This window comes from Pseudorhizobium endolithicum, assembly GCF_902153245.2.
Lineage (GTDB): Bacteria > Pseudomonadota > Alphaproteobacteria > Rhizobiales > Rhizobiaceae > Neorhizobium > Neorhizobium endolithicum.
In genome coordinates this window covers 473,276-499,507 of record NZ_CABFWF030000001.1, presented here as the reverse complement: position 1 = coordinate 499,507, position 26,232 = coordinate 473,276, and the positions used below count along the sequence as shown (strand labels likewise).

The 26,232-nt window shown below is 64.1% G+C and carries 27 protein-coding genes; 12 read left to right on the top strand and 15 right to left on the bottom strand.

Features of this window, described 5'->3' with window-relative positions:
- Positions 1-48 precede the first annotated feature (48 nt).
- On the bottom strand, positions 49-1,032 hold the full coding sequence (locus RTCK_RS02570; protein ID WP_142591317.1) for a polysaccharide deacetylase family protein: 984 nt from the start codon (positions 1,030-1,032) through the stop codon (positions 49-51).
- 127 nt (positions 1,033-1,159) lie between these two features.
- Between RTCK_RS02570 and RTCK_RS02565 the strand changes: the two genes are divergently transcribed.
- The 3 genes from RTCK_RS02565 (at position 1,160) to der (ending at position 3,975) form a co-directional block, all read left to right on the top strand.
- Positions 1,160-1,744: an NnrU family protein gene (locus tag RTCK_RS02565; RefSeq protein ID WP_142520022.1), complete on the top strand. Its 585-nt coding sequence runs from the start codon at positions 1,160-1,162 to the stop codon at positions 1,742-1,744.
- Between the two features lie 98 nt (positions 1,745-1,842).
- Positions 1,843-2,514, top strand: coding sequence for a tetratricopeptide repeat protein (locus RTCK_RS02560; RefSeq protein WP_142591315.1), 672 nt, complete (start codon positions 1,843-1,845; stop codon positions 2,512-2,514).
- A gap of 33 nt (positions 2,515-2,547) precedes the next feature.
- Complete coding sequence (gene der / locus RTCK_RS02555; protein ID WP_142591313.1) at positions 2,548-3,975, top strand: ribosome biogenesis GTPase Der; 1,428 nt, start codon at positions 2,548-2,550, stop codon at positions 3,973-3,975.
- A gap of 65 nt (positions 3,976-4,040) precedes the next feature.
- Here der and RTCK_RS02550 read toward each other — a convergent pair whose 3' ends face one another.
- Positions 4,041-4,340: an oxidoreductase gene (locus tag RTCK_RS02550; RefSeq protein WP_142591311.1), complete on the bottom strand. Its 300-nt coding sequence runs from the start codon at positions 4,338-4,340 to the stop codon at positions 4,041-4,043.
- 108 nt (positions 4,341-4,448) lie between these two features.
- Positions 4,449-5,360 (bottom strand): sugar kinase, encoded by a 912-nt coding sequence (locus RTCK_RS02545; RefSeq protein WP_142591309.1) that lies wholly within the window; start codon positions 5,358-5,360, stop codon positions 4,449-4,451.
- Between the two features lie 155 nt (positions 5,361-5,515).
- Here RTCK_RS02545 and bglA point away from each other — a divergent pair, with 155 nt between their 5' ends.
- Positions 5,516-7,168, top strand: coding sequence for a beta-galactosidase BglA (gene bglA / locus RTCK_RS02540; RefSeq protein WP_142591307.1), 1,653 nt, complete (start codon positions 5,516-5,518; stop codon positions 7,166-7,168).
- A 54-nt stretch (positions 7,169-7,222) separates the two neighbouring features.
- On the opposite strand, the gene RTCK_RS02535 is transcribed toward bglA, so the two are convergent.
- Positions 7,223-9,097: a HAMP domain-containing methyl-accepting chemotaxis protein gene (locus tag RTCK_RS02535; RefSeq protein ID WP_142591305.1), complete on the bottom strand. Its 1,875-nt coding sequence runs from the start codon at positions 9,095-9,097 to the stop codon at positions 7,223-7,225.
- 466 nt (positions 9,098-9,563) lie between these two features.
- Between RTCK_RS02535 and RTCK_RS02530 the strand changes: the two genes are divergently transcribed.
- Positions 9,564-9,770 carry a hypothetical protein gene (locus tag RTCK_RS02530; protein ID WP_142520029.1) on the top strand — a complete coding sequence of 69 codons (207 nt, stop codon included), beginning with the start codon at positions 9,564-9,566 and terminating at the stop codon, positions 9,768-9,770.
- 116 nt (positions 9,771-9,886) lie between these two features.
- Here RTCK_RS02530 and RTCK_RS02525 read toward each other — a convergent pair whose 3' ends face one another.
- Complete coding sequence (locus RTCK_RS02525; protein WP_142520030.1) at positions 9,887-10,198, bottom strand: helix-turn-helix domain-containing protein; 312 nt, start codon at positions 10,196-10,198, stop codon at positions 9,887-9,889.
- A gap of 612 nt (positions 10,199-10,810) precedes the next feature.
- Positions 10,811-12,505 carry an adenine deaminase gene (ade, locus tag RTCK_RS02520; RefSeq protein WP_142591303.1) on the bottom strand — a complete coding sequence of 565 codons (1,695 nt, stop codon included), beginning with the start codon at positions 12,503-12,505 and terminating at the stop codon, positions 10,811-10,813.
- A 122-nt stretch (positions 12,506-12,627) separates the two neighbouring features.
- Between ade and RTCK_RS02515 the strand changes: the two genes are divergently transcribed.
- The 3 genes from RTCK_RS02515 to RTCK_RS02505 all read left to right on the top strand — a co-directional run bounded on the left by RTCK_RS02515 (position 12,628) and on the right by RTCK_RS02505 (position 14,136).
- On the top strand, positions 12,628-12,873 hold the full coding sequence (locus RTCK_RS02515) for a DUF982 domain-containing protein (protein WP_408004499.1): 246 nt from the start codon (positions 12,628-12,630) through the stop codon (positions 12,871-12,873).
- A gap of 101 nt (positions 12,874-12,974) precedes the next feature.
- Positions 12,975-13,652 carry an SDR family oxidoreductase gene (locus RTCK_RS02510; protein WP_142520033.1) on the top strand — a complete coding sequence of 226 codons (678 nt, stop codon included), beginning with the start codon at positions 12,975-12,977 and terminating at the stop codon, positions 13,650-13,652.
- A gap of 181 nt (positions 13,653-13,833) precedes the next feature.
- A complete protein-coding gene (locus tag RTCK_RS02505) occupies positions 13,834-14,136 on the top strand; it encodes a hypothetical protein (protein ID WP_142591301.1) in 303 nt (100 codons plus the stop codon).
- 141 nt (positions 14,137-14,277) lie between these two features.
- On the opposite strand, the gene RTCK_RS02500 is transcribed toward RTCK_RS02505, so the two are convergent.
- From RTCK_RS02500 to RTCK_RS02460, 9 genes are all read right to left on the bottom strand, one after another.
- Positions 14,278-15,384 carry an ABC transporter substrate-binding protein gene (locus RTCK_RS02500; RefSeq protein ID WP_142520035.1) on the bottom strand — a complete coding sequence of 369 codons (1,107 nt, stop codon included), beginning with the start codon at positions 15,382-15,384 and terminating at the stop codon, positions 14,278-14,280.
- Positions 15,385-15,686: 302 nt separating this feature from the next.
- On the bottom strand, positions 15,687-16,103 hold the full coding sequence (locus tag RTCK_RS02495) for a carboxymuconolactone decarboxylase family protein (protein WP_142520036.1): 417 nt from the start codon (positions 16,101-16,103) through the stop codon (positions 15,687-15,689).
- A 12-nt stretch (positions 16,104-16,115) separates the two neighbouring features.
- Entirely contained in the window at positions 16,116-16,928 is an 813-nt protein-coding gene (locus RTCK_RS02490) for a cyclase family protein (protein ID WP_142591299.1), read from the bottom strand.
- Positions 16,929-17,139: 211 nt separating this feature from the next.
- Positions 17,140-18,468 carry an aspartate aminotransferase family protein gene (locus tag RTCK_RS02485; protein WP_142591297.1) on the bottom strand — a complete coding sequence of 443 codons (1,329 nt, stop codon included), beginning with the start codon at positions 18,466-18,468 and terminating at the stop codon, positions 17,140-17,142.
- Between the two features lie 173 nt (positions 18,469-18,641).
- Positions 18,642-18,962 carry an ArsR/SmtB family transcription factor gene (locus RTCK_RS02480; protein WP_142520039.1) on the bottom strand — a complete coding sequence of 107 codons (321 nt, stop codon included), beginning with the start codon at positions 18,960-18,962 and terminating at the stop codon, positions 18,642-18,644.
- 99 nt (positions 18,963-19,061) lie between these two features.
- Entirely contained in the window at positions 19,062-19,865 is an 804-nt protein-coding gene (locus RTCK_RS02475; RefSeq protein ID WP_142591295.1) for a HugZ family pyridoxamine 5'-phosphate oxidase, read from the bottom strand.
- A complete protein-coding gene (gene choV, locus RTCK_RS02470; RefSeq protein WP_142520041.1) occupies positions 19,862-20,920 on the bottom strand; it encodes a choline ABC transporter ATP-binding protein in 1,059 nt (352 codons plus the stop codon). The genes RTCK_RS02475 and choV overlap by 4 nt, the downstream gene beginning before the upstream one ends.
- Positions 20,917-21,753 carry a choline ABC transporter permease subunit gene (gene choW, locus RTCK_RS02465; RefSeq protein ID WP_408004498.1) on the bottom strand — a complete coding sequence of 279 codons (837 nt, stop codon included), beginning with the start codon at positions 21,751-21,753 and terminating at the stop codon, positions 20,917-20,919. Before choW ends, choV begins: the two co-directional genes overlap by 4 nt.
- A gap of 97 nt (positions 21,754-21,850) precedes the next feature.
- Entirely contained in the window at positions 21,851-22,798 is a 948-nt protein-coding gene (locus RTCK_RS02460; RefSeq protein WP_142520043.1) for a choline ABC transporter substrate-binding protein, read from the bottom strand.
- Between the two features lie 190 nt (positions 22,799-22,988).
- On the opposite strand from RTCK_RS02460, the gene RTCK_RS02455 reads away from it, so the two are divergent.
- The 4 genes from RTCK_RS02455 to RTCK_RS02440 all read left to right on the top strand — a co-directional run bounded on the left by RTCK_RS02455 (position 22,989) and on the right by RTCK_RS02440 (position 26,230).
- Positions 22,989-23,579 carry a thymidine kinase gene (locus RTCK_RS02455; RefSeq protein ID WP_142591293.1) on the top strand — a complete coding sequence of 197 codons (591 nt, stop codon included), beginning with the start codon at positions 22,989-22,991 and terminating at the stop codon, positions 23,577-23,579.
- Between the two features lie 79 nt (positions 23,580-23,658).
- Positions 23,659-24,108 carry a pseudoazurin gene (locus RTCK_RS02450; RefSeq protein ID WP_142520045.1) on the top strand — a complete coding sequence of 150 codons (450 nt, stop codon included), beginning with the start codon at positions 23,659-23,661 and terminating at the stop codon, positions 24,106-24,108.
- An 84-nt stretch (positions 24,109-24,192) separates the two neighbouring features.
- Positions 24,193-25,095: a hypothetical protein gene (locus RTCK_RS02445; protein ID WP_142591291.1), complete on the top strand. Its 903-nt coding sequence runs from the start codon at positions 24,193-24,195 to the stop codon at positions 25,093-25,095.
- Positions 25,088-26,230, top strand: a complete 1,143-nt coding sequence (locus RTCK_RS02440) for a DUF2333 family protein (protein WP_142591289.1) — start codon at positions 25,088-25,090, stop codon at positions 26,228-26,230. The genes RTCK_RS02445 and RTCK_RS02440 overlap by 8 nt, the downstream gene beginning before the upstream one ends.
- Positions 26,231-26,232 lie beyond the last annotated feature (2 nt).

Below are 26,232 nucleotides of genomic sequence, written 5' to 3'. Positions count from 1 at the left end.
GAATGTGCAACATATGTAGCACGTCAGGCCAGTGTTTCCAATTAAACGCTATAGTCCAGAGGAATCCGCAGCGTGCGAGCCGAGCTCCTGCAGTGCCTCGCGGTAGGTGACGCAGCCGACGTCCTGGCGTCCGCAGACCTCCGTCACGAGGCGTTCCATGGCGCGCCAGTAGGCGCCGCCGTTCATCCTGACGAAATGCAGGCCGATCTGCAGGGGGATGCGGTCTCCCTCGTATTGCCGGTCGAAGGCGGCGCGGAAGGCCGCATAGGCGCGTTCCTCGAACTCCGCAGAGCGGCTCGGATTCTCGACGCCTGCGGAATGGCGGATGAAGAGGTTGTAGTCCATGGCGATAATGGGACGGCCCTTCGGCCCTTCCGGGATGAGCGGCAGGCCGAAGGCCAGCACGCCGCCCTTCTCGGACGGGTGGAGCGGTCCCTTGGTGACCGTGCTGGCATCATAGACGAAGCCCTCCCGCCGCTCGGCCTCGAAGAGGCTGGCGGGCGCGGAGAGATAGGGCGCGCGGAAGCCTTCTATGCCGGCCACGAATTTCCTCCAGTCTTCCGGCTCCTCCGTCGCGGCGTCATTGGCTGCCCATGCGCCGGAGAGGATGGAGCGGAAGCTCTGCATCTCGGCCTTCCAGTCCGAGACAGACCAATCGGCGCCGTCGAAATGGCCACAGGTGTGGCTGGCGATCTCGTGGCCTTCCTGGTGAGCCTGCCAGACATGGAAAAGCCGGGTGCGGGCTTCCTCGCGGGTCTGCGCGAAACCGATATTCGAGCGCCCCGCCTTGTGGTGCGGCCCCTTGTAGAGGCCGGCGTCCTCACGGGCGATGACCAGCGAGCAGGAGAGGAAATAGGTGAACCGGACCTGGGCGGTCCTGGCGAAGTTTCGGCTTCGCTGCCAGAGCGCGTTGTCGCCGGCGCCGTCGAAGGAGATCAGCAGAAGCTGTCTCGTCCGATCGGGTTCGGAGGCAAGCGAGAGGGCGGGAAGGCAAAGGCCGAGCGCAAGGCAGAGGAAAAATCGATAAAGCATGGGCACCGCAAACAGAATGGAAGGGTGCTTGTGTGGCGCGAATGCGGCGAAGCTTTGGAGAGACTGGCAGGTCTTTGCGTTTGCGGTTAATGCCAGAGCAGGGATTCACTCAAGGGGACGAAAGATCATGCTCCTGCTCGTCATCAGCCTCATCCTGTTCTTCGGCATCCACCTCGTCCGCGTCGTTGCGCCCGGCTGGCGGGCATCCGTGATTGCGGCGAGGGGTGAGCGCGCGTGGAAACTCGGCTATTCGGTCGCCAGCATCGCGACGCTCGTCCTGGTGATCTACGCCTTCGGGCAGGCGCGCCAGGAGACCGGTATCCTCTACACGCCGCCGGTCTGGATGGCGCATCTTTCCTCGCTGCTGATGCTGGTGGCGATGATCTGTCTCGTGGCGAGCCTGATGCCGCCGGGGCACATTTCCACGAAGACCAAGCACCCGATGGTGCTGTCGGTGAAGATCTGGGCGCTGGCGCATCTGCTCGCCAACGGTGAAACCTCGTCGGTCATCCTGTTCGCTGGATTTCTCGCCTGGGGTGTCGTGCTGCGCATCGCCCTGAAGCGGCGCGAGCGGAGCGGCGACCTGGTGCGCAAGCCCTTCCTTTCGGCCCGCTATGACGCCGCTGCCGTGGTGGTCGGCACGATCGTCTACCTCCTCTTCATCTGGCGCCTGCATCTCTGGCTGATCGGCGTCCAGCCGCTGCCGATCTGAGAATCGCCGCCTCACCCCTTACATCATGCGGAAAATGCGCTAGAAGGCGCCTTTCCGCATGATGGACGAGGATGGGCCCTGCGGGGCCGGAGACTTTGATGGCGCACGACAACGACAGCTTTATCCGCGAGGTGAACGAGGAACTGCGTTCCGACCAGTTCAGGACTGCCTGGAGCCGCTATGGCAAGATCGCCATCGGGGCCGCGGTCGTCATCGTGCTCGCGACGGCGGGCTATCGCGGCTATGAATACTGGCAGGAGCACAATGCATCCCAGTCTGGTGACCGGTTCCTGGCGGCACTGAACCTTGCTTCCGAAGGCAAGCACGACGAGGCGCTGGCTGCCTTCCAGGCGCTGGAAGCTGATGGCAGCGGCGCCTATCCGGTCCTGGCGCAGATGCGTGCGGCGGCGGTCCTGGCGGAAAGGGATGACGTTGCGGGTGCGGTCCAGGCGTTCAAGGCAGTGGCCGCCGAAGGTTCGGCACCGGAAGCCATGCGCGACGTGGCGAGGCTGCGTGCCGCGTGGCTGCTGATCGATACCGGTAGCTATGAAGAGGTTTCCGCGGAAGCCGAAGTCCTGACCGGCGGCAACCACGCGCTGCGCAACTCCGCGCGGGAGGCACTGGGCCTTGCCGCCTACAAGGGCGACGACATGGCGCGAGCGAAGGAGTGGTTCCAGGCGATCGCCGACGACGCGACCGCCCCCCGCAATGTCGCAAGCCGCGCCCAGATCATGCTCGACAACATCGCCGCATCCGGCAAGGCGCCCTAAGTCCCGGCAGGGATGGGCTGAAGGAAAAGACGCATGAGCTTCACCGTCGCGATCGTCGGACGTCCGAATGTCGGCAAGTCCACGCTGTTCAACCGGCTGGTGGGCAAGAAGCTCGCGCTGGTGGACGACACGCCGGGCGTGACGCGCGACAGGCGTCCAGGCGACGCCAAGCTGGTCGACCTGCGTTTCACCATCATCGACACCGCCGGACTGGAAGAAACCGGACCGGACACGCTCGAAGGCCGGATGCGGGCGCAGACGGAACTGGCGATCGAGGAGGCGGACCTGACGCTTTTCGTCGTCGACGCCAAGATGGGGCTGACGCCGCTGGACAAGACCTTCGGCGAACTTTTGCGCCGCAGCGGCAAGCCGGTGGTGCTGGTCGCCAACAAGTCCGAGGCGCGCGGCTCCGACGGCGGCTTCTACGACGCCTATACGCTCGGCCTCGGCGAGCCGGTGCCGATCTCGGCCGAGCACGGACAGGGGATGATCGACCTGCGCGACGCTATCGTCGAGGCGATTGGCGAGGAGCGTGCCTTCGGCGATGACGAGGACGAAGCCGTCACCGACGTCACCGTTCGGGCTTCCGAGGTGGAAGGCGACGAGGATGAGGAGATCGAGCCGGCCTATGACGAGACGAAGCCGTTGCGCGTGGCCATCGTCGGGCGGCCGAATGCCGGCAAGTCGACGCTGATCAACCGCTTCCTCGGCGAAGACCGGCTGCTGACGGGGCCGGAGGCCGGCATCACCCGCGATTCGATCTCCGTCGAGTGGGACTGGCGTGGCCGCACCATCAAGATGTTCGATACCGCGGGCATGCGGCGCAAGGCGCGGGTGCAGGAGAAGCTGGAAAAGCTCTCGGTCGCCGATGCGCTGCGCGCGATCCGTTTCGCCGAGACGGTGGTGATCGTCTTCGATGCGACGATCCCCTTCGAGAAGCAGGACCTGCAGATCGTCGACCTCGTGCTGCGCGAGGGGCGCGCGGCAGTGCTCGCCTTCAACAAGTGGGATCTGGTCGAGGAGCCGCAGGCGGTGCTCACCGACTTGCGCGAGAAGACGGACCGGCTCCTGCCGCAGGCGCGTGGCATCCGCGCGGTGCCGATCTCTGGCCAGACCGGCTACGGCCTCGACAAGCTGATGCAGAACATCATCGACACCGACAAGGTGTGGAACAAGCGCATCTCGACGGCCAAGCTGAACAAGTGGCTGGAAGGCGTACAGGTTCAGCATCCGCCACCGGCGGTTTCCGGCCGGCGCCTCAAGCTCAAATACATGACCCAGGTGAAGGCGCGCCCGCCGGCCTTCATGATCTCCTGCACGCGGCCCGAGGCTGTGCCGGAACATTACCTGCGCTACCTCACCAATGGCTTGCGCACCGATTTCCAGATGCCGGGGGTGCCGATCCGCATTCATCTGAAAGCGTCGGAAAACCCTTTCGAATCAAAGAAGAAGCGGCGGTAACTGTACCGCCGCCTCAAGGTCTTCACAGGCTGATTCATCCGTGACTGCGACCGCAGCCTGATACCTCAGCAGTTGTCGGGCTTATCCGGATTTTGCGTTCCGGCAGCCGTTGCCGTGTTGGAACCGGCCTGATTGTCAGGCGCGCAATCGGCGGTGCCGGCGGCGTTGTCGCTATGGTCACCGCTGTGGGTGCCGGTGCCGGACGTATCGGACGAGCCGCTCGTGGAGCCGCTGCCCTGGCTGCCAGAACCTGAACCCGAGCCTGAACCCGAGCCACTGCCGTCACTTCCGCCGCTGGTCTGGGCTGCTGCGCTGACGGCAAGGCCGAGGGAGAGGGCGAGGGCGGCTGCAAGTCTGGAATACATGAGTTTCCTCCGTTTGAGCCGACTGTGCCGGCTGGTTTGACGGAGACAGAACCTCACGGGCCGGATTATGTTTCAGGATAAGCCGGTGCGAATGCGAACGGGTGTGCCTCAGCCCGGCAGCAGCGCCGGGCTGATCAGTGCGCCGTGGTGGCCGATGACGACGGAGGCGACGGCCGCTCCGTAGGCGGCGGCATCCTCAGGGCGCGCGCCGCGGACGAGGCGGGAGAGGAAGCCGCCGTTGAAGCTGTCTCCGGCGCTCGTCGTGTCCACCACCTGCGGTGCCGTCACGGCCGGTACATGTGTCGCGGCGGCGCCGAAGCTTAGCGTCGCACCGTGCTCCCCGTTCTTGACGACGACGCCTTCGACGCCCAGGCCATGGTAGCGGGCGACGGTTTCCTCCACCGAGGCGTCGCCGAAATGGTTGGTTTCGTCATCGAAGCTCGGCAGGACGAGGGTTGCGGCGCGCGCGCCGTCGCTGATCGTCTTCAGCATGGTATCCTTGTCGGACCAAAGCCGCGGACGGATGTTGGGATCGAAGGCGACCCGCTTGCCGGCCGCCTTGGCGCGGCGGAGCTCCGCGAGCAGCGTGTCGTTCGCTTCCGCAGTCAGGATGCCGAGTGTGATGCCGGAGAAGTAGACGATATCGGCCGCCTCGATGCATTTCCGCAAATGGTCGGCGTCGTCGGCAAGCTTGCGGGCGGCTGCGGTGTCGCGCCAATAGCTGAAGGTCCGTTCGCCGTTCTTGAGCGTGATGAGGTAGAGGCCGGGCGTCTTGCCGGGAATGCGGCGGACCCCTTCGGTGCCGATGCCCGCTTCCTTCATGAAGGTCAGCATTTCCGAGGACATCGGATCGTCGCCGAGGGCCGTGAAGTAGTCGACGCTCCATTCGGCCGGCAGGCAGGCGCGGGCATACCAGGCGGTGTTGAACGTGTCGCCGGCAAAGCCCCGGCGCAGCAGGCCTTCGCCCGCCTGCGACAGCTCGACCATGCATTCTCCGATGGATAACAGACGTCCTGCCACGCGCGCGCTCCCCTCAACAGTCTGGTTTCGCAATATTCTGAACTTTCGGCCAAGGCAAGCTGGCGTGGCGGCATCGGAGTACGGGGACGGGAAGGGGTTTGTCTTTTGGCGGCATGGCTCTAGGTTGCCATCGCGATGCGAGACAGGAGGTTGCGATGGCAGCGGGCAGAAGCAGGTTGGAAGACGCAGACTGGTGGCGGGGCGCCGTAATCTACCAAGTCTACCCCCGCTCGTTCCAGGACACCAATGGTGACGGGATCGGCGACCTGAAGGGCATCACGCAGCGGCTGCCGTATATCGCATCGCTGGGCGTCGACGCGATCTGGCTGTCACCCTTCTTCACCTCGCCGATGGCCGACATGGGCTATGATGTCTCGAACTATTGCGATGTCGATCCGATGTTCGGCACGCTTGCCGATTTCGACGAGATGATGACGGAGGCGCATCGGCTGGGGCTGAAGGTGATCATCGATCAGGTGATCAGCCACACCTCCGACAAGCATCCATGGTTCATCGAGAGCCGCGCCAGCCGCAGCAACGCGAAGGCGGACTGGTATGTCTGGGCCGATCCCAAGCCCGACGGCACGCCCCCCAACAACTGGCTGTCGATCTTCGGCGGGCCGGGCTGGGAATGGGACGGCGTGCGCAAGCAGTATTACATGCACAACTTCCTGACCTCGCAGCCGGACCTCAACTTCCACAATCCGGAAGTCCAGCAGGCGGTGCTGGATGCCGTGCGCTTCTGGCTCGACCGCGGCGTGGACGGCTTCCGGCTCGACACCGTGAACTACTACTTCCACGACAAGCATCTGCGCGACAACCCGCCGATGATCTACGACACGGAAACGGCGGGGCTGGAATCGGACACCAATCCCTATTCGATGCAGAACCACCTGCACGACAAGAGCCAGCCGGAGAACATCGAGTTCCTGAAGCGGCTGAGGTCGCTGATCGACAGCTATCCGAACCGCACCACGGTAGGCGAGGTGGGCGACGGGCCGCGCTCGCTGACGACGCTCGCCATCTACACGAGCGGCAATGACAAGCTTCACATGTGCTACACCTTCGACCTCCTGGGGCCGGCGTTTTCCGCCCGCTTCATCCGGCGCGTCGTCTCCACCTTCCAGGATACGGTGGTGAACGGCTGGGTATGCTGGGCCTTTTCCAATCACGACGTGGTGCGGCACGTGACACGGTTTGCGCAAACACCGGCGGAGCGCGAGCGGGTGGCGAAGCTTGCGATCAGCGTTCTTGCGGCGCTGCGCGGTTCGATCTGCCTCTACCAGGGCGAGGAACTGGGGCTGACGGAGGCGGAGCTTGCCTTCGAGGACCTGACCGACCCCTACGGCATCCGCTTCTGGCCAGCCTTCAAGGGCCGCGACGGATGCCGCACGCCGATGCCCTGGGAGGTGCAGAAGCAGCATGCCGGCTTCTCGGAAGCGGGAAGAACCTGGCTGCCGGTGCCGCCGGAGCATTCCACCGCCGCCGTCGACGTGCAGGAACTGGACCAGGATTCGGTGCTCCACCACTACAGGCAGGCACTGGCATTTCGGAAGGCGCATCCGCCGCTTTTCGACGGCGAGATGACCTTCGTCGAGACGCACAACCGCGACCTGCTGGCCTTCATCCGGGAGAAGGAGGGCGAGCGGCTGCTCTTCGTCTTCAACCTGACCCGAGAGGCGCAGGATTTTCCTCTGCCGGCGACGATGCGGAACTGCCTGCCGATCCCGATGCCGGGTTTTGCGCCCGCGGTAGAGGGTGGTGCGGTGAAGCTTGCGGCACTCGATGCGTTCTGCGGGAGGGTATGAAAGGAGGGCTACGCATCGGGTTCGGTTCGAAGCGTAGCCCAGATTTGACTTGCCCTAGCGGGCGATCGCCTTCCTGCGTTCGAAGGATGCGACGTTCACCGGCCGTCCGTGGCCATGGGACGGCTCGACACCGATGTTGAACTGCGACAGCAGTTTGAACAAGGCGTCCGATTCCGAGGCCAGGCTATGCGCGGCCGCAGTGGCCTGTTCGACCATGGCAGCATTCTGTTGCGTGCCCTGATCCATCGCATTGACGGAGGTGTTAATTTCCCTCAACCCGCCAGCCTGCTCCCTGGACGACTGTACGATCGCTCCGACGTTTCCGTCCACCTGTTGGACCTGGACGACGATCTGTTCGAGGGCCATGCCGGTTTGTCCCACCAGTTCGACCCCGCTCCTGACGTGGCTGTTGGATGTGTTGATGAGTTCCTTGATCTCCTTCGCAGCCTGAGCCGACCTCTGGGCGAGCTCACGGACCTCCTGGGCGACCACGGCAAATCCCTTTCCGGCGTCGCCCGCCCGCGCCGCTTCAACACCGGCGTTGAGGGCGAGGAGATTGGTCTGGAAGGCGATTTCGTCGATAACGCCGATGATGTTGCCGATCTCGGTGGCGGAGGCTTCGATCTTGCCCATCGCATGGACGGCGTCGCGCACGACACGGCCGGAATGCTCGGCATTCTCCTTCGTCTGCCGGACGAGTTGCCCCGCTTCCTGGGCGCGGTTGCTGGAGTCGGTGACCGTGGTGGTGATCTCTTCCAGGGCAGCTGCGGTTTCCTCGACGGAGGCTGCCTGCTGTTCCGTCCGCCTGGCGAGATCGTCGGAGGCGGACCGGATCTCCGCGGCACCGGCCGCTATGGCGCTGGCATTCTGGGCAACATCCTGCATTGCGCCACGGAGCTTGCCGACCGCCTGGTTGAAGTCGACCCGAAGCTGATCCAGCGATCCGTGGAACGTCGTGGAGATCTGCCGCGTCAGGTCGCCATCGGCAAGAGCCCGGAGGGCGCCGGCCAGCTGCTCGACCGCCCTGTCGGTCTGCTCGGCAAGCTCCTGGCGCTCCCGGGCCTCGGCCTCGATTCGCCGGTGTTCTTCACCCGCACGCCTTGCCTCGTTCTCGGCATCCCGTGCGGCCTTGGCGGCAATTGCATCGCGCAATGCGGCAACAGCCCTCGCCAGCATGCCGATCTCGTCCCTGCGACCTTCCAGGAAACGATCGCCTTCCAGGTCACCCTGGGCCATCGATTTCAGCGAGCGCTGGAGCTTGTCCAGCGGGGTTACGATCGAACGAGCGGTGAAGGCGGCCACCAGGATGGCAAGAACGATCGCGAGGCCCAGCGCGGTTACGGCAAGAGAGCGGAAACCGCTCGCTGCGCTGCGCACGTCTGCTCCGATCGACTTGTTCAGAGCCTCTTGATAGTCGATGAACTTGTTGATAGCCCCAAGCCAGTCGACAAACAGCGGGCGTGCCTGCTCCAGCAAAATCCTGCGGGCCGTCTCTCCGTCGCCTTGCCCTTGCAGAGCAATGATCTGCATGACGAGCGGATTCGTTTTCGACTGGATGTCGGCAATCTCACCAAGGATGGCGGTTTCCTCGGCCGAGGAGCCTGTTGCCATCATCTCGGACATCTTCGTCTCGTTTTCCGCATAGGCGGCTGCCAGCTTGTCGATCAGATCGATCGCTGCCTTGCGTTCTTCGTCGGAGGTCACCAACGTGACATCCCGGATCGCAATCGCCCGGTCGTGCACGGAGCCCCGATAGTTGATCGCGTAGCGCTGCTTGACGCTGTTGACGTCGTTGATCACTTCCAGGTTGGAGTCGATGGTCGCAACTTGCATCGTAGAATAGATGGTCAGGCCTACCATCAGAAGCAGCAGGAATCCGAACCCTGCCGCCAGACGCCCGACGACGCCGAATGTTCTCATGCTTCTCATGTCCGTTCCCTTCTGAGAATGCAGCCGCTGACGCACCGTCGCGCGGGGTAGGGGAATAGAACATCGCTGTTCCGAATATCGCCCCGAGCCGCGTCTGAAGGCCTCTATGAAGAACAGCGTAAAACAGCATGGTTAAATATAAGGAAATCGCGCAACGGTTCGCTAACCAATCTTCCGGATGGCCTGATTGCGACCGGGAATAGGTTGCTCGATGCTGCTGCGGCAGAACAACGCGTGGCGACGGTTTGACTTTGCGTTCCGAATGGCCGAGAGATTGGCCATGTTCAGGTTTCTGTTCATCCGATCCATGAATTTCAGGGCTAGCCGCAAGACCGGCTAGTTGCCTGGCACCACTACCTGCGCAAGCAAGAGCGGTGCCAGGTCTCGCACCCTTCCTTTTTCATTTCGTGCGAGTCCGCGCCTCCTCCTGGGAGGTGCGCATGATCGCGCCCTATTGGATGATGACATGACCTTCAGATGCAGTTGCACCTTCCCCATCAGCGGCCCGAACAAGCTGCCGCGGTTCAAACAATGGGCGGCGGCAAACGCCCCCGACATAGCGTTCAGCCTGCCTCCGCAAGTGCCCGTCAAAAGCGAGAAGATGACGATACGGGTCCGGTCGATCGCGGACCGTGACTCGCTGCTGGCGCTTCTGGATGGGGCAAAGCTCTAGATTTGTGAGATGGCAGCCGGCCGGCTGCCATCCTCGCCCGTCAGGCTCGACGATGCAGGAGCTGTGGCCTCCCGCCACCGTTGCCAGCGGCCAGAAACAGGGTTTCGGCCGAGGCTTCAGGGCCAGGCAAGCCGGTCGGGGCGAACGATGCCGCCCTCATTTTCCAGAATTGCCAGGCGCCTCGCCGTTGCGCTGTCGAACTTCAAGCGGACGCCGACGCCCACTCCGTCGCTTGCTTCGGGCAGGAAGACCGCACCTGCATATTCCAGGGCGCGCTCAAGCTTCCTGATGATGTCCGCAGAGGGGCGTGCAATCTTCAGTTCGAAAGCCTGGATCACCGCAGCATCGACATTGGCGAGCTTTGCAAGTTTCTCCGTCGAGATACCGACAAGTGCACGGGCAGCACGACATTGAGCACCCTTGATCATGACGTCTCCTTTCTCAATTCGATTGTTGCCATCGCGCGTTCAATGACGATCGCGAAGGCCATGGTCGAGGTCGGAGCCAGGCGGCGCACCAGATGGACGGTTCGCTTGGCGCCGCAGGCCCGGTGACGGGGGCGCAGCCCCGGATTCCACTTCTCACCGCAAGAATGGGAGCCCATTCAACGCTGATGATGGGCGTCCCACGCGCGCCTGGAGGTGATAACGGGGTTCGTCGGGGCAGGGCCGCCCCTACTGCCTTGCGTCGGCATGAGGCCCGTCGGGGCATTCGCACACCAAGGACAACGCACGGCAGCGCGAGGCAGGTTTCGATGGCAAAGCTGGCAGTTTCTAGATCTAAGCATGATATCTCCGGCGCCGGGATGAAACCCGACTTCAAAACAGGCAAATCTGGACTGTTGTTGCCCGGAGGATCAGGCTGCTAGGAAGAGCCCCGCACCCTCCGGGCGGAGGCATCTGCCTTGAGCAGCTGTTTGTGCAGTAAACTAGACATATCATGAACTTGGTGATTGAATCCGCCAGTACAAGGGCGCGCATGTGCGACCCTTTGTACCAAATCGGCAGGCATGCGGCGTCGCCGGCGGCGCGCTGCACGCGCTAGATCAGCTCGAACCGGTCGACGTCCACCATGCCCCTGTCGGAGATCGTCAGGTGGGGGATGACGGGCAGCGGTAGGAAGGCCACCTGGAGGAAGGGTTCTTCCAGTGTCGTGCCGAGGGCGTAGGCGGCCTTGCGGAGGTCGTGCAGCGTGTCGCGCACCACTTCGTAAGGTTCCAGGCTCATCAAGCCAGCAACCGGGAGCGCGATCTCGCCGGTGACCCTGCCGTCTTCCACCACCACGAAGCCGCCCTTGATCTCGCCGAGGCGATTGGCGGCGAGCGCCATGTCGTCCTCCGAGACGCCGACGATGCAGATGTTGTGGCTGTCATGGCCGACGGTGGAGGCGATGGCGCCCCTCCTCAGCCCGAAGCCCTGGACGAAGCCGTTGGCATGGTTGCCGTTCCTGCCGTGGCGCTCGATGACGGCGACCTTGATGATGTCGCGGTCGAGATCGACGCCCGTCTGGTTGCCGGAGGCGGGTAGTCGGTAGCGGCGGTGCTCGGTGATGATCTTGCCGGGCACGACGCCGATCACCGGCACCTCGCCCTCGCTCACGGGCACGCCGAAATGCATGGCCTGCACCGGGCGGGCCCTGACGCTGTCGAGGCCGACGGGTGCGACAGGCTTTCGGGTGGCGAAGAGGTCGTCGGTGACGCGGCGGCCGGCGGAGAAGACCATGCTTGCCTTGCAGCTATCGAGGCTGTCGACGACGACGAGGTCGGCACGCCAGCCGGGGGCGATCAGCCCGCGGTCGCGCAGACCGAAGGCGCGGGCAGCGGAGATCGAGGCGGCGCGGTAGACGGCGAGCGGTTCGACGCCGTGGGCGATCGCGGTGCGGATCATGTAGTCGAGATGGCCCTGCTCGGCGATGTCGAGCGGGTTGCGGTCGTCCGTGCAGAGCGCCAGGAAGGGCGACAGCCGTTCGGTGAGGATCGGCATCAGCGCGTGGAGGTCCTTGGAGACGGAACCTTCGCGGATGAGGATGTGCATGCCCTTGCGGATCTTTTCGAGCGCTTCCTCCTCCGTCGTGCATTCGTGCTCGGTGCGGATGCCGGCGGAAAGGTAGCCGTTGAGGTCGTTGCCGCGCAGGAGGGGCGCGTGGCCGTCGATGTGGTCGTCCCAGAAGGCGTCGAGCTTGGCAAGGCAGCCGGGGTCCTTGTGGATGACGCCGGGGAAATTCATGAATTCGGCAAGGCCGATCACCTTCGGGTGGTCGCGGAAGGGCAGGAGCTTTTCGATGGGCAGGTCGGCGCCGGCGGTTTCCAGATGGGTGGCGGGCACGCAGGACGAGAGCTGGACGCGGATGTCCATGATCGTTCGCTCGGCCGATTCGAGGAAGAAGCGGATGCCTTCCTCGCCGAGCACATTGGCGATCTCGTGCGGGTCGCAGATGGCGGTGGTGACGCCATAGGGGAGGACGCAACGGTCGAATTCGTGCGGGGTGACGAGCGACGATTCAATGTGCAGATGCGTATCGATGAAGCCCGGGACGACGATCCTGCCGGAGATGTCCATCTCCGTCTTCCCGGAATAGCTGCCGCAGGTGCCGACAATGCGCTCGCCGCAGATGGCGATGTCGGAGGCGACGAGTTCGCCGGTGACGAGGTCGAAGAAGCGACCGTTCTTCAGCACGATATCGGCAGGCTCCCGGCCGGTACCCTGGTCGATCAGCTTTTCGAGGCGCCGGCTCATACCGTTTCTCCGCAAAGTTCGTCTTCACGAGGGTTTTAAGGATTGTCAGGCGTCGAGGGAAGTCCGGTCGGGCGGGCGAGACCAAATGGTGCTGGAAGCGACAGGGCAGATCGACTAAAGGTCTGCCGATGAGCTGGAAAAACCCCGTCCTGATCTCGATTGGCGAGCCGCCCGTGGCGACGGCCATCGACAGCGTGCAGGCCGCCTCCTGGGCGATGATCGAGGATTGGCCCCTCGACGAGGGGCCGGCGCTCGACCGGGCGCTTCTCGTTTGCGCCTCGGTGGCGGACGGAAAGCGCAAGCCCGAAGATGCCCGGACCGCCTTCGTGGCGGCGGCGGCAGAAGCCGGCATCCTCGTCCGGTCCTAACCGGTCACGACCCGCAGCGACCGTCTTCCGTTGCTTCCGTGAAGTTCCAAAAACCAGCATGCCGGCTCGACAGGGCGGGCGCGGGACCTATCTTCGGCGCCATGAAGACAGCGATCATCACGGGCGGTGCCGGCCTTATCGGCACGGGACTTTGCAGGAGCCTCACCGATAACGGCTATGAGGTGGCCTCCTTCGACATGGAGCCAGGACCGGAGGGTGTGCGGCACGTCCATTGCGACGTGGCCGACGAGGCATCGGTGGCCGACGCCTTCGGTGAACTGGGCTGGCGGAGGCTGGACCTGCTCGTCAACAATGCCGGTATCGCCTCACCGGGCAACGGATCGATCGCGGAGCTCTCGCTCTCCGAATGGCGGCGGGTCACCGACAGCCACCTGACGGGCGCCTTCCTGATGACGCGCTCGGCCGTGCCGCTGATGGAGGAGGGGGCGTCGATCATCAACATGGCTTCCACACGCGCCTTCATGTCTGAGCCGCAGACCGAAGCCTATGCGGCGGCGAAGGGCGGACTGGTGGCGCTCACACATGCGCTCGCCATCAGCCTTGGGCCGAAGATCCGCGTGAACGCTATTGCGCCGGGCTGGATCTCGGGGGAGACGGACCTGCGGCCGGTGGACCACGAGCAGCATCCGGCCGGACGGGTGGGGCGTCCGCAGGACATCGCCAGCGCCGTTCTCTACCTGGCGTCCGCCGGCTTCATGACCGGTCAGGTGCTGACGCTGGACGGCGGCATGATGCGGAAGATGATCTACGCGGGGTGACGGCGCGGGGGAATCGCTAGCCCCCTGGTGCCTCGATCGACATTGCCGTTATTTCTACCGCGGGATGGACTCTGGTTGATATGCGCGTATGCTAATGCCATCGTCACCAGATGAATTCGTAGGCGGTGACGGCTGAGGGTTACTATGTGCTCCCGCCTGCCGAGACAGGGGAGGAGCGCCTATGGCCGTTCCCACCGTCGCAGATGACGCCCGGAAACCCGAAGTGGCTGCCTGGCTCACGGTCTGGGCCCGCAGATACACGCGATGCGAAGCTGTCGCCAGCCGCATTGCCCGCAGAACAATTCTGGTGGCGTCAACAAATCCGGACGTTCTCGACGGGCCGGACATAAAGCGGGACCTGCTGGTCCTGCTGCATGCGCTGGCGCTGGAAGAGATCGGTGCGGCACATCGGCCAAGGGAAGAGCCAGGGCATCCGGATGAGGTGGCGCAATCCGGCAGAGGATCGGGCCGCTGCCAGTCCTAGGCATGTGACGAGAAGGAGGCGAGCGAACCCCTGCGGCTCCCATTGCCACTGCTGCCGATACCAGCGCGCAGCAGGTATCCATGCCCCCAAAAGAGGTGAGGCGCCCTCGCGGACGCCTCACCTGGTTTCCGGCTGTCTCGGTTATTCGACCGCGACGATCTTGCCGTCTTCCCACTTGAAGAGCGAGAAGCTCTGCGAGGTGAGGTCGCCGGTCTCGCCATAGGTGAGTTCGCCGATCGCGGTCTTGATCGGGGAGCCGTCCTTGAGCGCTGCCGCGACCGCCTCGGTATCCTCGGCGTTGCCGGCCTTTTCGATGCCGGCCTTGATCACCTCGACGGCGGCATAGGCATTCAGCGTGAAGGCTTCGGCCGGGATGTTCTTCGCGCCAAGAGCATCGGCAGCGGCCTTGGAGTCAGGGTTCTTGGTGGCGTCCGTGGCATTGGTGAAGACGGTGCCGGCGGCCTGCTCGTTGGCGATGTTCCAGTATTCGCTGTTGGACAGGCCGTCGCCGCCGATGATGGTCGCCTCTAGGCCGGCATCGGCCAGCTGGCGGGCCAGCAGGCCGGCTTCAGGGTGGTAACCGCCGAAATAGATGACCTCGACGCCTTCCTGCTTCATGCGGGTGGTCAGCGCGCTGAAATCCTTGTCGCCCGGGGTCAGGGCGTCGTTGAAGACTTCGTTCACGCCGCCGGCGTTGAGGGTCGCCTTGAAGGCGTCCGCGAGACCCTTGCCGTACTGGCCCTTGTCGTTGATGATGGCGACCTTCTTGTCCTTGAGGTTCTCGAGAACGTAGTTCGCCGCGACTTCCGCCTGCTGGTCGTCACGACCGCAGGTGCGCAGGACGTTGGTCAGGCCGCGGGCGGTCAGGTCCGGGGCAGTGGCGGTCGGGGTGACCATGAGAGCGCCGTTTTCGGCCAAGGCATCGGCCGCAGGGATGGCGACGCCGGAGGTGACCGGGCCCACGACGAAGCGGATGCCTTCGCCGACAAGCTGGTTGGCAGCGGAGACGCCCTGCTTCGGCTCGCCCGCGTCGTCAGCGATCTTCAGCACCACCTGCTCGCCATTGATGCCGCCGGCCTTGTTGATCTCCTCGACGGCGACTTCGGCGCCGTTCTTGACCTGCGCGCCATAGGCGGCGACCGGACCGGTCAGCGGCGCGATGAGGCCGATGACGATCTCGGCGTGGGCGAGGGGGGCGAAAGCCAGCGAAGCGAGCATGGTCGCGCCGGCGAGAAGTTTCCGGTTCATTTTCGTTCTCCTTGCTTGGGCTAAAACGCCCGATATAAAACGACGACCGTCCCGCAGCGCCTCGATCCTCTGCTCGTTCCTGGTGCTGCGTAGCGTGGTCCTGGCTTGCCGGGCCATGTCTGGCTGCCGTGCGAGCTTGATCCTGTGGTAGGACGTCCGGGCGGCATTCGCAAGGATATTGCTGAAAATGGAGGCGCACGCGAAGAGATGCTGCCGAAGATCTGAGCGGCAGGGGAGTTTTATGTCATGGGAAGGCCGGGAGAAGCCTTCCGCAGGTGCTCCCGATGAGCGGCGGGCTGGTTTTAGTCTCCAGCCCTTGCCTGCTCGGCCTCGAAAGGTGCGTCGATTGGCACGCCAAGGGCCGTCGCCAGCGCATTGGTCTGGCTTGCCATGGCGACGACCGCCAGCAGTTCCGCATGCATGTCCGGCGTCATGCCCTTGGCTCTTGCGGATGCCGTGTGTGAATGGACGCAGTAGCCGCAGCCATTGGCCGTGGAGACGGCGACATAGATGAGTTCCTTGACCAGCGGATCGAGCGCGCCGGGTGCCATGACCGACTGTATCCTGTCCCAGACCGACTTTAGCTGGCCAGGGTCGTGGGCAAGCGCGCGCCAGAAATTGTTGACGTAATCGGTGCCTCGAGCCTCGCGGATGTCGTTGAAGACGGCGAGCGCTTCCGCGCTCGCCTCCTCGTCATTCAACAGGGGAACGACAGCCATCTTCCTGTCTCCCTAGACCAGCGCCAGCACGCGGGCCGGGCCGCCCGTGCCGCCGCGATGCTTCGGTGCGCCTACCACGATCGTGGCGCCCTTGACCGGAAGTTCCTCCAGGTTGGCAAGGCCCTCGATGCCGTAACGGCCGGCCGGGAGCCAGGAGTTGTGGACGGCGAAATCTGCGGAATTGCCCGGATCGAGCGACAGCGTATCGACGCCGATGGCCACGACGTCGAGGGTCTGGAGCAGATCCGTGGCCGATTTGGCGAAACCGGGGAAGGTGAAGTTGCCGGCTTCGTCGTTGCGGAAGGAAGCTTCCTTGACCTTCTTCGCCCAGCCCGAGCGCAGGGTGACGATGGCGCCAGCCGGAATATCGCCGTTGGCGCTGATCCATGCCTCGATATCGGCCGCTTCAAGCGCGGCATTGGCGTCTTCTTTCGCGCGATCCGTGATGTCGACGATGACGAGCGGCGCCACGAGCTTTGCCGGCTCGATCTCATCGACGCTGGTGCCGTCGGCGCTGAAATGGAGCGGGGCGTCGATATGGGTGCCGGTGTGCTCGAAGATGGTCAGCTTGTGAAGCTGGTAGCCGCTCTGGGCCATCTCGACGGCCCACTCGTATTCTATGCCCGGCTTGCCGTCGAAGGTCGGGAAGGTCGAATCATAGGCATGGGTGAGGTCGACGACCTTGCTTGCCGGTTGCGCGACGACCTCCCGCGGCAGGCCCGTCGCGACTATGGCGGCTGCTCCGGCAAAGGCTGCTCCCTTGAACAGCGACCGGCGCGACAGCATGTTCCGCTTCACATTCTCGATGACGCAGTGATTGCACATTTTGAATTCCCCTCTTTTCCGCAGACTTGATGCCGCCTGAGAGTAATCCAGAACCGGTGGGGAGCAAGGGCAAGCCTCCGCAGGAGGTGGGCCGGTGGAGGAAGAGATTCCTCCGCCGGAGAGGCAAAAAGAAAAGAGGCCCCGGCGGGCCTCTTGATAGTGGAGGGCTCAGCGCCTTCTTCCCGATTGGCGGGAGGTCGGCGACGATCGCTCAGATGTTGGACTTCAGGATCTCGCGCAACTTGCCGAAAATCTCGTCGATATGGTGCTTCTCGGCGATCAGCGGCGGGGACATGGCGATGATGTCGCCGGTGGTGCGGATCAGGAGACCGTTCTCATAGGCCTTCAGGAAGGCGGAGAAGGCGCGCTTGGTGGGCTCGCCGGCGATCGGATCAAGCTCGATCGCGCCGATCATGCCGATATTGCGGATGTCGATGACGTTCGGCAGGTCCTTCAGCGAGTGCAGGCCGTCTTCCCAGTAGGGCGCCATGTCGCGGGCCCGGTCGAAGAGGCCTTCCTCCTTGTAGGTTTCCAGCGTTGCGAGGCCCGCGGCGGCGGCGATCGGATTGCCGGAATAGGTGTAGCCGTGGAAGAACTCGATCATGTGCTCCGGCCCGCTCATGAAGGCGTCGTGGATTTCGGAGCTGACGAGCACGGCGCCCATCGGGATGACGCCGTTGGTGAGGCCCTTGGCGGTCGTCATGATGTCCGGCGTCACGCCGTAGTACTGGGCGGCGAACGGCGTGCCCATGCGGCCGAAGCCGGTGATGACCTCGTCGAAAATCAAGAGGATGCCGTGCTTGGTGCAGATGTCGCGGAGCTTCTGCAGGTAGCCCTTCGGCGGGATCAGCACGCCGGTGGAGCCGGCCACCGGCTCGACGATCACGGCGGCGATGGTGGAGGCGTCGTGCAGGGTGACGATCCGCTCGAGCTCGGACGCGATGTCGCCGCCATGCTCGGGCTCGCCGCGGGTAAAGGCGTTCTTGCCCGGTTGATGGGTGTGCGGCATGTGGTCGACGCCGGTCAGAAGCGTGCCGAACATCTTGCGGTTGGCGACGATGCCGCCAACGGAGATGCCGCCGAAATTGACGCCGTGATAGCCGCGCTCGCGGCCGATCAGGCGGAAGCGCGCGCCATTGCCCTTCACCCGATGGTAAGCCAGCGCCACCTTGAGGGCGGTATCGACCGACTCGGAGCCGGAATTGGTGTAGAGAACGTGGTTGAGGCCTTCCGGGGCAATGTCGACGAGGCGGTTGGCAAGCTCGAAGGCCTTGGGGTGGCCGAGCTGGAAGGCCGGCGCGTAGTCCAGTTCGCCCGCCTGCTCGCGGATCGCCTCGGTGATCTTCGGACGGCAGTGGCCGGCGTTGACGCACCAGAGACCGGCCGTCGCGTCCAGCACCTGGCGCCCGTCATGCGTCGTGTAGTGCATGTCCTTTGCACCGACGAAGAGGCGCGGTTCCTTCTTGAACTGACGGTTGGCCGTAAACGGCATCCAGAACGCCCGAAGATCGTTGGGCGTGGTATTGAGGCGGTTGGACATGAAATGCTCCCCGTCCGGCAGAGGCCGGCTTTTTTGACTGCATGGTCAAATTATCAGGGGCATTTGCGCCGTCAAGCCGCGGCGATCAGACCGTATCCGATAGCAAGTTCCGCAAAGACGGGGCGGGGCCAGACCGGCGCCGCCTCGGCCTATCCATCATGTCAGCGCTGTCATCAAGCGGCGGCGGACTGCGCCTGGGCGGGCTGGCAGTAGATATCCTCGAGCGAGTCGAGAATCTTCAGGACGGCCGGAGAAGAGCAGGAATAGTAGATGGTCTGCGCGTCGCGCCGGGTCTTCACCAGCTTCTGCGCGCGGAGCTTGGAAAGATGCTGGGAGAGAGCCGACTGGCTCAGCCCGACGCGAACCGCAAGCGCGCCGACCGCAACTTCTCCCTTGACGAGGCAGCACAGGATCAGAAGGCGCTTGGGATTTGCCATGGCAGACAGCAAACCTGCGGCGGCGAGCGAATGCTCGGAAAGTGGCAGCGTATCCATAAGTCTTTATTTCCCCTCGAAGCGGGAACGCTTCAAAAAATGCCCTGCATGGAAAGCTCTAGATTAACAAGGGTTAGTAACAATTGTATATCCCTAAATTTAAGGTGAAACGGCGGATGTGCCTATGGAATCAGCCATCCCGGAAATGTGATCGAATGCCGTCTCCGGCGACGAAATCGGCGCTTCAAACTCCTGCCTGAGCTGGATATCGCCGCCGATCAGATCGAAACCGGACGGATCGACACCCCCAAAACGCCATTTTGCCGATTTGGCAGAAGACAAGCGTGCGGCAATCTGCGCGGCGGCCTCAGGCATTTCCCGCAGCCTTGCCTGCAGATCGCGCCATTTCATTACTTCGAGTGAGTCGGACAGGATGAGGTCGCTTCCGGGGAGCGCATAGGCGCGGCCGAAGCCGCCGTTCAAGGAAGCCACCTGCGGCACGAGGCGGAAAAAGCGGAAATCCGGAAAGTCGATGTAGAGCGCGGCTTTCGGGTGCCGGTCGAGAAAACGCTCGCGCAGCCGCTGGTGGAGGTCGCCATCGCGATCGACCGGAACTGCCCGGCACTGCAGCGTCATGCGTGGATGCGCCAGCGGGTCGCCCTTGCCCGGCTCTCCGGCGAGGAGCGAGCAGCGATCGTCGGCCAGCAGACCTTTCGTATGGGCGGAGAGGGCGGAGGCCAGAATGACGGGCGTGCCGTCGAGATCGGTGGCGGCCAGCGCCCGGCTCACGGAGGGAAAGCCGGTATCCGGATCGATGACGGCGAGGGCCATCTGGCGCGCGCCGCGCACGAGGGTGCGGGCGAGGCGGCGAGCTTCCTCGTCGGTCTCGCGCAGCACGCTCGGCCTGTCCGTCCGCCCTTCGGTCTGCCCTTCGGTCTGCTTGTCAGCCGGCCTGTCGTTCATGCCGCGGTGCTCCTTCGCCTGTGCCGGGTAAGGCCGGCGATGATGTCGTCGGCGGAAATGGTGCCGATCACCGCGCCGTTGTCGATGACGCCGATCGTGCCGGGCTGGCGGGCGAGTGCGTCGAGGATGTCAACGAGAGGAGTGTCGACACGCGCGGTCGCGGCGACACCGTTCGCAGGTCCGCCGGCAGCAACGCCGTGACGCATCACGTCGCCCGCCGTCAGCATCGTGATCGGGTTCATGTTCTGAACGAAGTCCGCCACATACTGATCGGCCGGATCCCGGACGATTTCCTGCGGCGTGCCGCACTGGATGATGCGGCCGCCTTCCATGATGGCGATGCGGTTGCCGATGCGGAAGGCCTCGTCGAGATCGTGGCTGACGAATAGGATGGTTTTCTTCAGCCGCCGCTGGAATTCCAGAAGTTCATCCTGCAGGCGGGTGCGGATCAGCGGGTCGAGAGCCGAGAACGGCTCGTCCATCAGGAGGATGGGTGCCCCGGTCGCGAACGCGCGTGCGAGGCCGACGCGCTGCTGCATGCCGCCCGACAACTCGCCTACCTTGCGATCCGCCCACTGGCTGAGGTTCACCAGTTCCAGTTGTTCGCCGACCCGCCGACGGCGCTCCTTCTCGGGTACGCCCGCAAGCTCTAGACCAAAGCCGACATTCTCCTCGACCGTGCGCCAGGGGAGGAGGCCGAACTGCTGGAAGACCATCGAGACCGTGTCGGTGCGCAACTGCCGCAGCGTCTTTGCGCTGGTCTTGTAGGGATCGATCCGCCCATCGGGTGTCGTTACCTCGACATCGCCGCGTGCCACCGGCGCGAGGCCGTTCACGGCGCGCAGCAGGGTCGACTTACCGGAACCGGATAGGCCCATGAGGACGACGATCTCGCCCTCGCTGACCGAGAGCGAGGCGTTTGCAACCCCGACGACGATGCCCGTCTCGGCGCTGATCTCGTCCCTGCTTCTGCCCTGATCGATCAGGCCAAGCACCTCAGCGTGCTTGTCCCCGAAGACGATGTCGACATTCCTGAAAACGACTGCATCGGTCATGTCGGGTCTCCCGAAGCCGGCCGGAACATCCGGTCGAGGATGATGGCGAGGATGACGATGCAGAGGCCGGCCTCGAAGCCCCGGGCGATGTTGACGGTGTTGAGGGCGCGGACCACCGGCACACCGAGGCCGTTGGCGCCGACCAGGGCGGCGATGACGACCATGGAGAGCGACAGCATGATGGTCTGCGTCAGCCCGGCCATGATCTGCGGCATGGCATAGGGGAGTTCGACCTTCCGCAGCACCTGGCCGGGGGTGGCGCCGAAGGCGACGGCCGCCTCGGTGAGGGCCTCCGGGGTCGACACGATCCCGAGGCGGGTCAGGCGGATGGGGGCGGGGATCGCGAAGATGACGGTCGCGATCAGGCCCGGCACCATGCCCAGGCCGAAGAGGATCAGCGCCGGGATAAGATAGACGAAGGTGGGAATGGTCTGCATCAGGTCGAGGACGGGGCGCATCACCTCGTAGATCCAGGCGCGGCGGGCGGCGGCGATGCCAAGCGGGATCCCCACCAGCATGCTGACGGCGGTGGCGGCGACCACCAGCGCCAGAGTCTCGGTGGTTTCCTCCCAATATCCCTGGTTGATGATGAGGAGCAGGCCGAGGGCAGTGAACAGCGCCACACCGATGGAGCGGCGGAACCACCAGGAAAGCCCCGTCATCGCCGCGACGATGACCAGGGGATGGGGCGTCTGGAGCACGTAGAGCAGCCCGTCGATAACGGTGGCAAGCACGCTTGACAGCCAGTCGAAGAACCAGGCGCCGTTGTCGGTCAGCCAGTCGACGAAGTCCTTCGCCCAGGTGCCGAGGCGCAATTGGCCATCGGAATCCACGAGCCATTCAGGAAGCCAGGTCACGCGGTGCTTGCCTCTTCCGTAAGTGTTGCGCGAGAAATAGAGAACGGGTCGCCGGGGCGACCCGTAGAAATCGTCAGAGGCCGAGTTCGGCCTTCACGGCAGCGAGGGCGTCGCCACCGTCCTTGGTGGTCACACCCGCGAGCCAAGGAGTGACGGCGTCGGGGTTTGCCTTCAGCCAATCCCGGGCGGCATCTTCGGCGTCCTCCCCATCATCAAGGATGGCGCTCATGATCTCGTTTTCCATTGCCAGCGTGAACTTCAGGTTCTTAACGAAGGTACCGACATTGGGGCATTCCTCGGCGTAACCGGCGCGGAGGTTGGTGAAAATTTCGGCGCCGCCCAAGTTCGGGCCGAAGACGTCGTCGCCACCCGTGAGATAGGTGAGATCGAAGTTGGCGTTCATCGGATGCGGTTCCCATCCGAGAAAGACGACGGGCTCTCCCGCCTTGTCTGCCCGCGCCACCTGCGCCAGCATTCCCTGCTCGGAGGATTCGACGACATCGAAATCCTTGAGCCCGAAGGTGTCGTTCTCGACCATGCCGAGGATCAGCCGATTGCCATCATTGCCGGGCTCGATGGCGTAGATCTTGCCGCCCAGTTCATCGCTGTGTGCCGCGATGTCCTTAAAATCCTTGATGCCCAGTTCGGCGCCCTTGGCGTTGGTCGCCAGCGTGTATTTCGCGCCTGTCAGGTTGGGACCATAGGACTCCACGGACTTGTCCGCGCGATAGGGGGCGATGTCGGCTTCCATGGTCGGCATCCAGTTGCCGAGGAAGACGTCGATGTCCTTGTTCTTTAGCGAACTGTAGGTGACGGGAACCGAGAGGACCTTGACGTCCGTCTCATATCCAAGCGCCTCGAGGAGGACCGATGCGGTGGCGGTCGTGGCTGTGATGTCGGTCCAACCGACGTCGGAGAAGCGGACCGTGCCGCAGGATTCCGGTTCCGCCGCTTGGGCGGCCTCGCCCAGGACCAGCAGCGAGACGGCTCCGGCAAGCAGGATCTTCATCGGATGGTTCATGGTTGGCGCTCCTGTCTTTGTTCCCGGCCATTTATAAATATATGCGAAGTCGAGGCAAGCTAGCCCGAGCGCGTCAGTTCGTGTCGACTTTGCAACGGGCGGGCTTGCAGTGGTCAGAGCCGGTGGCTTTCCTGTGGTTTCAGCTTTCTGTGGACTTTTTCTCAGCGGCAATGCGGAGGAGAAGGCGGGAATGGCAAAACTCTACTTTCACTACGCGTCGATGAACGCGGGAAAATCGACCCTGCTCCTGCAGGCCTCCTACAATTATCAGGAGCGGGGGATGCGCACCGCGATCCTGACGGCGGCGCTCGACAGCCGTGCGGGGGTCGGGCGTGTCGCCTCGCGGATCGGGCTGGCCGCCGATGCCATTCCCTTCGAGCCGGGCGACGATCTCTTCGCGCTTGTCGAGCTCATGCATGCGGAGGAGCCGGTCGCCTGCGTCTTCGTGGACGAGGCGCAGTTCCTGACGCCGGAGCAGGTGTGGCAGTTGGCCCGCCTTGCCGACCGGCTCGGCTTGCCGGTGATGACCTACGGCCTGCGAACGGATTTCCAGGGCAAGCTTTTTCCCGGATCCCAGGAACTGCTGGCGATCGCCGACGAACTGCGGGAGGTGCGTACGATCTGCTTCTGCGGGCGCAAGGCTACCATGGTGGCGCGGCTCGACGAGGAGGGGAATTTCGTGCGCGATGGGGCGCAGGTGGATGTCGGCGGCAACGAGAAGTACGTCTCCTTCTGCCGGCGGCACTGGGAAGACAAAATCCGCTGCGTCTTAGTTACTTGATCTTCGTCAAAGAGCTGTTGCCGGGATCGCCCTATGAAGGTCCCCGACGCCTCCCAAGGCTCGTTTCAGGAGATTGAAAATGTTCAAGACTGCAAAGACCGCCTTCGTCCTCGCCGCTGGCCTCGCCCTGTATGCGGTTCCGGCCCTCAGCGCTGAGATCGAGGTCAAGATGCTCAACAAGGGCAGCGACGGTCAGGCCATGGTGTTCGAACCGGCCGCCATCAAGGCCGCACCGGGCGACACGATCAAGTTCGTTCCCTCCGACAAGGGCCATGACGCGGCAGCCATGAAGGGCATGATCCCGGAGGGTGCCGAGGAGTTCAAGGGCAAGATGAACCAGGAACTCTCCGTCACGCTCGACAAGGAAGGCGCCTATGTCGTGAAGTGCACGCCGCATCTCGGCATGGGCATGGTCGCGGTCATCGTTGTCGGTGACGCCCCGGCAAACCTGGATGCCGTCAAGACCGGCAAGCTGCCGAAGAAGGCACGCGAGCGCGTCGACGCCGCGATCGCCGAACTCGGCCTCTGACAGGACCGTCCCGCTTTACATCCGGCCACCATGGTATAAGTCCATGGTGGCCTTTTTATTGTGCCAGATGTCTTGGGGAGCGGAATGGGCAGGACCGAACGCGGCGGGAACGGACTTGCAGCGCTCGAAGGCGTGCTGACGGAGCTGGACGAGCGGATCGGCCGGGCTGCACGGACGGTAGCGGAGGCCGCCCGCACCAAGCTTGTTCCGGCGGCGCGGGAGGATGAGTCGGAGGACGTGGCGGCCGGATCGATCGCCACGGCGTGGTCATCGGCTTCGACATCCCTCGCATCCATGGTCGGCCGCGTCGCAAACCTCATCGACCATGCGCAGGCTCCGCTGGAGGATATCCCGCAGCCGACCGTGAAGGAGCGGCTGCAGCACGCAGCGCGTGCCGTACTCTCGCTTCGCTTTCGCCCGCAGGTCCGGACGCCCGCCGCGATGCTCCGGCAGGCGCTGACCGAGGCGGATGCGCTGTCAGATATGCTGTCGCGGCATCGGGAGCGGTTGATGACGGCACGGCGCTCGATCGAGGCGGACCTGGTGGACCTCACCGGGCATCGACAGGCGCTTGCCGACAACCTCCTGGCGGAGGCGAAACGGCAGGGACGCGAGGTCACGGCGGCGGCGGCGCGGGTGGAGGACTACCTGCAGATGCTCCAGACGCTGCTGGTGGACATCAACCGGCAGGTGGCGGATGTGAACCTGCTCATGAACAAGCTGACGATCGAGGCGGAGCGGGGGATACTGCTCGACGGCATCCTCTCGCCTGCGGGCGAGACGGGGCCACCTCAGTTCCGCCACCGCGAATCTTTGCCGCACCTGGCGCCGCTGATCGATCTCTACGAGAAGGATATGCTTTCGAGCCGGGAGATAGACCGGCGGAAGGCTGGAATCGACAGCCGTTTCACGGAGCACTTCGGCGCGCCTCCGGGCACACGGGCGGCTTTAGGATTTGGGACAGGGCCGGAGGCAAATCATGCTTGATGCGATCCTACGTTTCTTCCGCCGGGTCTTTTCAGCGGCCGGGCGGGGCGCCGGGCTCGCCGTCGCGTGGCTGGTCTGGCCGTTCATGGCGGCGCGCGGCTGGTATTCGCACCGGAGCTGGATGATCAAAGGACCGCTTCTGGCGTTCATCGTGCTGTTCGTCGGGCTCTACGGCTACTTCTTCTGGCAGACGCAGGTCTGGAGCAGCTTCGATCCCGATTTCGTGGAGGAGTACAGACTGTCGGAGCGGACGGCTCCCGCCGGACAAGAGATCGCCGCGCCCGCACCCGCAGCATCCGGAACGCAGGCGGCGGGCGGGCAACAGTGCCAATCCTCCGCCATTGTCGACGTGGTCGCGGACATGATCGACGTCAACGTCAACCAGAACGCCTGGATCTCCTCCATGCTGCTCTACCGGCTGGGGCTGTTCGGAATAGACTGGGACCACACGCCCTTCCTCGACAACAAGGCATCCTTCCAGCGGGGCGTGAACCAGGCGGTGCGCAGGACTTCGGTCGAACTGGTCGATACGCTTGCCCGCGTGCGGGGTACCTCCGGGATCAACAACGACCTGCAGGATGCCCGAAACAACCTGCAGTTCGACGAATATTCCTGGTATTTCGGCCTGAGCCCATTCGGCCCGAAAACGCCGACGCCGAGCTACTACCGCGCGGCGATCGACAGTTTCCGCAAGTTCAACACCGATCTTGCCGCCTGCCGCGCGACCTTCGACAGCCGCGCCGACAACCTCGTGCAGTTCGTGGACCGCATCGCCAACGATCTCGGCAGCACCTCCGCAATCCTGCGCGAGCGCTCGGAGCACTACAATGCCGGCTGGTTCGACACGCGGGCGGACGACCGCTTCTGGTTCGCCTACGGCCAGCTCTACGGGTATTATGCCATTCTTTCCGCGGCCGGCGCCGACTTCTCGCAGGTCATCCGCGAGCGCAATCTCGGCCCGCTGTGGACGGAGACGCTCGAGCAGTTCCGCTCGGCGCTGCGCATCCAGCCGGCGATCATCTCCAACGGTCGCGAGGACGGCTGGATCATGCCGACGCATCTCGCGACCATGGGCTTCTATATCCTGAGGGTGCGCTCCAATCTGGTGGAGGTGCGCTCAGTGCTCGACCGCTAGCC

Coding starts and splice junctions, on each gene's coding strand:
- RTCK_RS02570 (WP_142591317.1), bottom strand. CDS start 1,032: ATGCTTTATCGATTTTTCCTCTGCCTTGCGCTCGGCCTTTGCCTTCCC.
- RTCK_RS02565 (WP_142520022.1), top strand. CDS start 1,160: ATGCTCCTGCTCGTCATCAGCCTCATCCTGTTCTTCGGCATCCACCTC.
- RTCK_RS02560 (WP_142591315.1), top strand. CDS start 1,843: ATGGCGCACGACAACGACAGCTTTATCCGCGAGGTGAACGAGGAACTG.
- der (WP_142591313.1), top strand. CDS start 2,548: ATGAGCTTCACCGTCGCGATCGTCGGACGTCCGAATGTCGGCAAGTCC.
- RTCK_RS02550 (WP_142591311.1), bottom strand. CDS start 4,340: ATGTATTCCAGACTTGCAGCCGCCCTCGCCCTCTCCCTCGGCCTTGCC.
- bglA (WP_142591307.1), top strand. CDS start 5,516: ATGGCAGCGGGCAGAAGCAGGTTGGAAGACGCAGACTGGTGGCGGGGC.
- RTCK_RS02535 (WP_142591305.1), bottom strand. CDS start 9,097: ATGAGAAGCATGAGAACATTCGGCGTCGTCGGGCGTCTGGCGGCAGGG.
- RTCK_RS02530 (WP_142520029.1), top strand. CDS start 9,564: ATGACCTTCAGATGCAGTTGCACCTTCCCCATCAGCGGCCCGAACAAG.
- RTCK_RS02525 (WP_142520030.1), bottom strand. CDS start 10,198: ATGATCAAGGGTGCTCAATGTCGTGCTGCCCGTGCACTTGTCGGTATC.
- ade (WP_142591303.1), bottom strand. CDS start 12,505: ATGAGCCGGCGCCTCGAAAAGCTGATCGACCAGGGTACCGGCCGGGAG.
- RTCK_RS02510 (WP_142520033.1), top strand. CDS start 12,975: ATGAAGACAGCGATCATCACGGGCGGTGCCGGCCTTATCGGCACGGGA.
- RTCK_RS02505 (WP_142591301.1), top strand. CDS start 13,834: ATGGCCGTTCCCACCGTCGCAGATGACGCCCGGAAACCCGAAGTGGCT.
- RTCK_RS02500 (WP_142520035.1), bottom strand. CDS start 15,384: ATGAACCGGAAACTTCTCGCCGGCGCGACCATGCTCGCTTCGCTGGCT.
- RTCK_RS02495 (WP_142520036.1), bottom strand. CDS start 16,103: ATGGCTGTCGTTCCCCTGTTGAATGACGAGGAGGCGAGCGCGGAAGCG.
- RTCK_RS02490 (WP_142591299.1), bottom strand. CDS start 16,928: ATGTGCAATCACTGCGTCATCGAGAATGTGAAGCGGAACATGCTGTCG.
- RTCK_RS02485 (WP_142591297.1), bottom strand. CDS start 18,468: ATGTCCAACCGCCTCAATACCACGCCCAACGATCTTCGGGCGTTCTGG.
- RTCK_RS02480 (WP_142520039.1), bottom strand. CDS start 18,962: ATGGATACGCTGCCACTTTCCGAGCATTCGCTCGCCGCCGCAGGTTTG.
- RTCK_RS02475 (WP_142591295.1), bottom strand. CDS start 19,865: ATGAACGACAGGCCGGCTGACAAGCAGACCGAAGGGCAGACCGAAGGG.
- choV (WP_142520041.1), bottom strand. CDS start 20,920: ATGACCGATGCAGTCGTTTTCAGGAATGTCGACATCGTCTTCGGGGAC.
- RTCK_RS02460 (WP_142520043.1), bottom strand. CDS start 22,798: ATGAACCATCCGATGAAGATCCTGCTTGCCGGAGCCGTCTCGCTGCTG.
- RTCK_RS02455 (WP_142591293.1), top strand. CDS start 22,989: ATGGCAAAACTCTACTTTCACTACGCGTCGATGAACGCGGGAAAATCG.
- RTCK_RS02450 (WP_142520045.1), top strand. CDS start 23,659: ATGTTCAAGACTGCAAAGACCGCCTTCGTCCTCGCCGCTGGCCTCGCC.
- RTCK_RS02445 (WP_142591291.1), top strand. CDS start 24,193: ATGGGCAGGACCGAACGCGGCGGGAACGGACTTGCAGCGCTCGAAGGC.
- RTCK_RS02440 (WP_142591289.1), top strand. CDS start 25,088: ATGCTTGATGCGATCCTACGTTTCTTCCGCCGGGTCTTTTCAGCGGCC.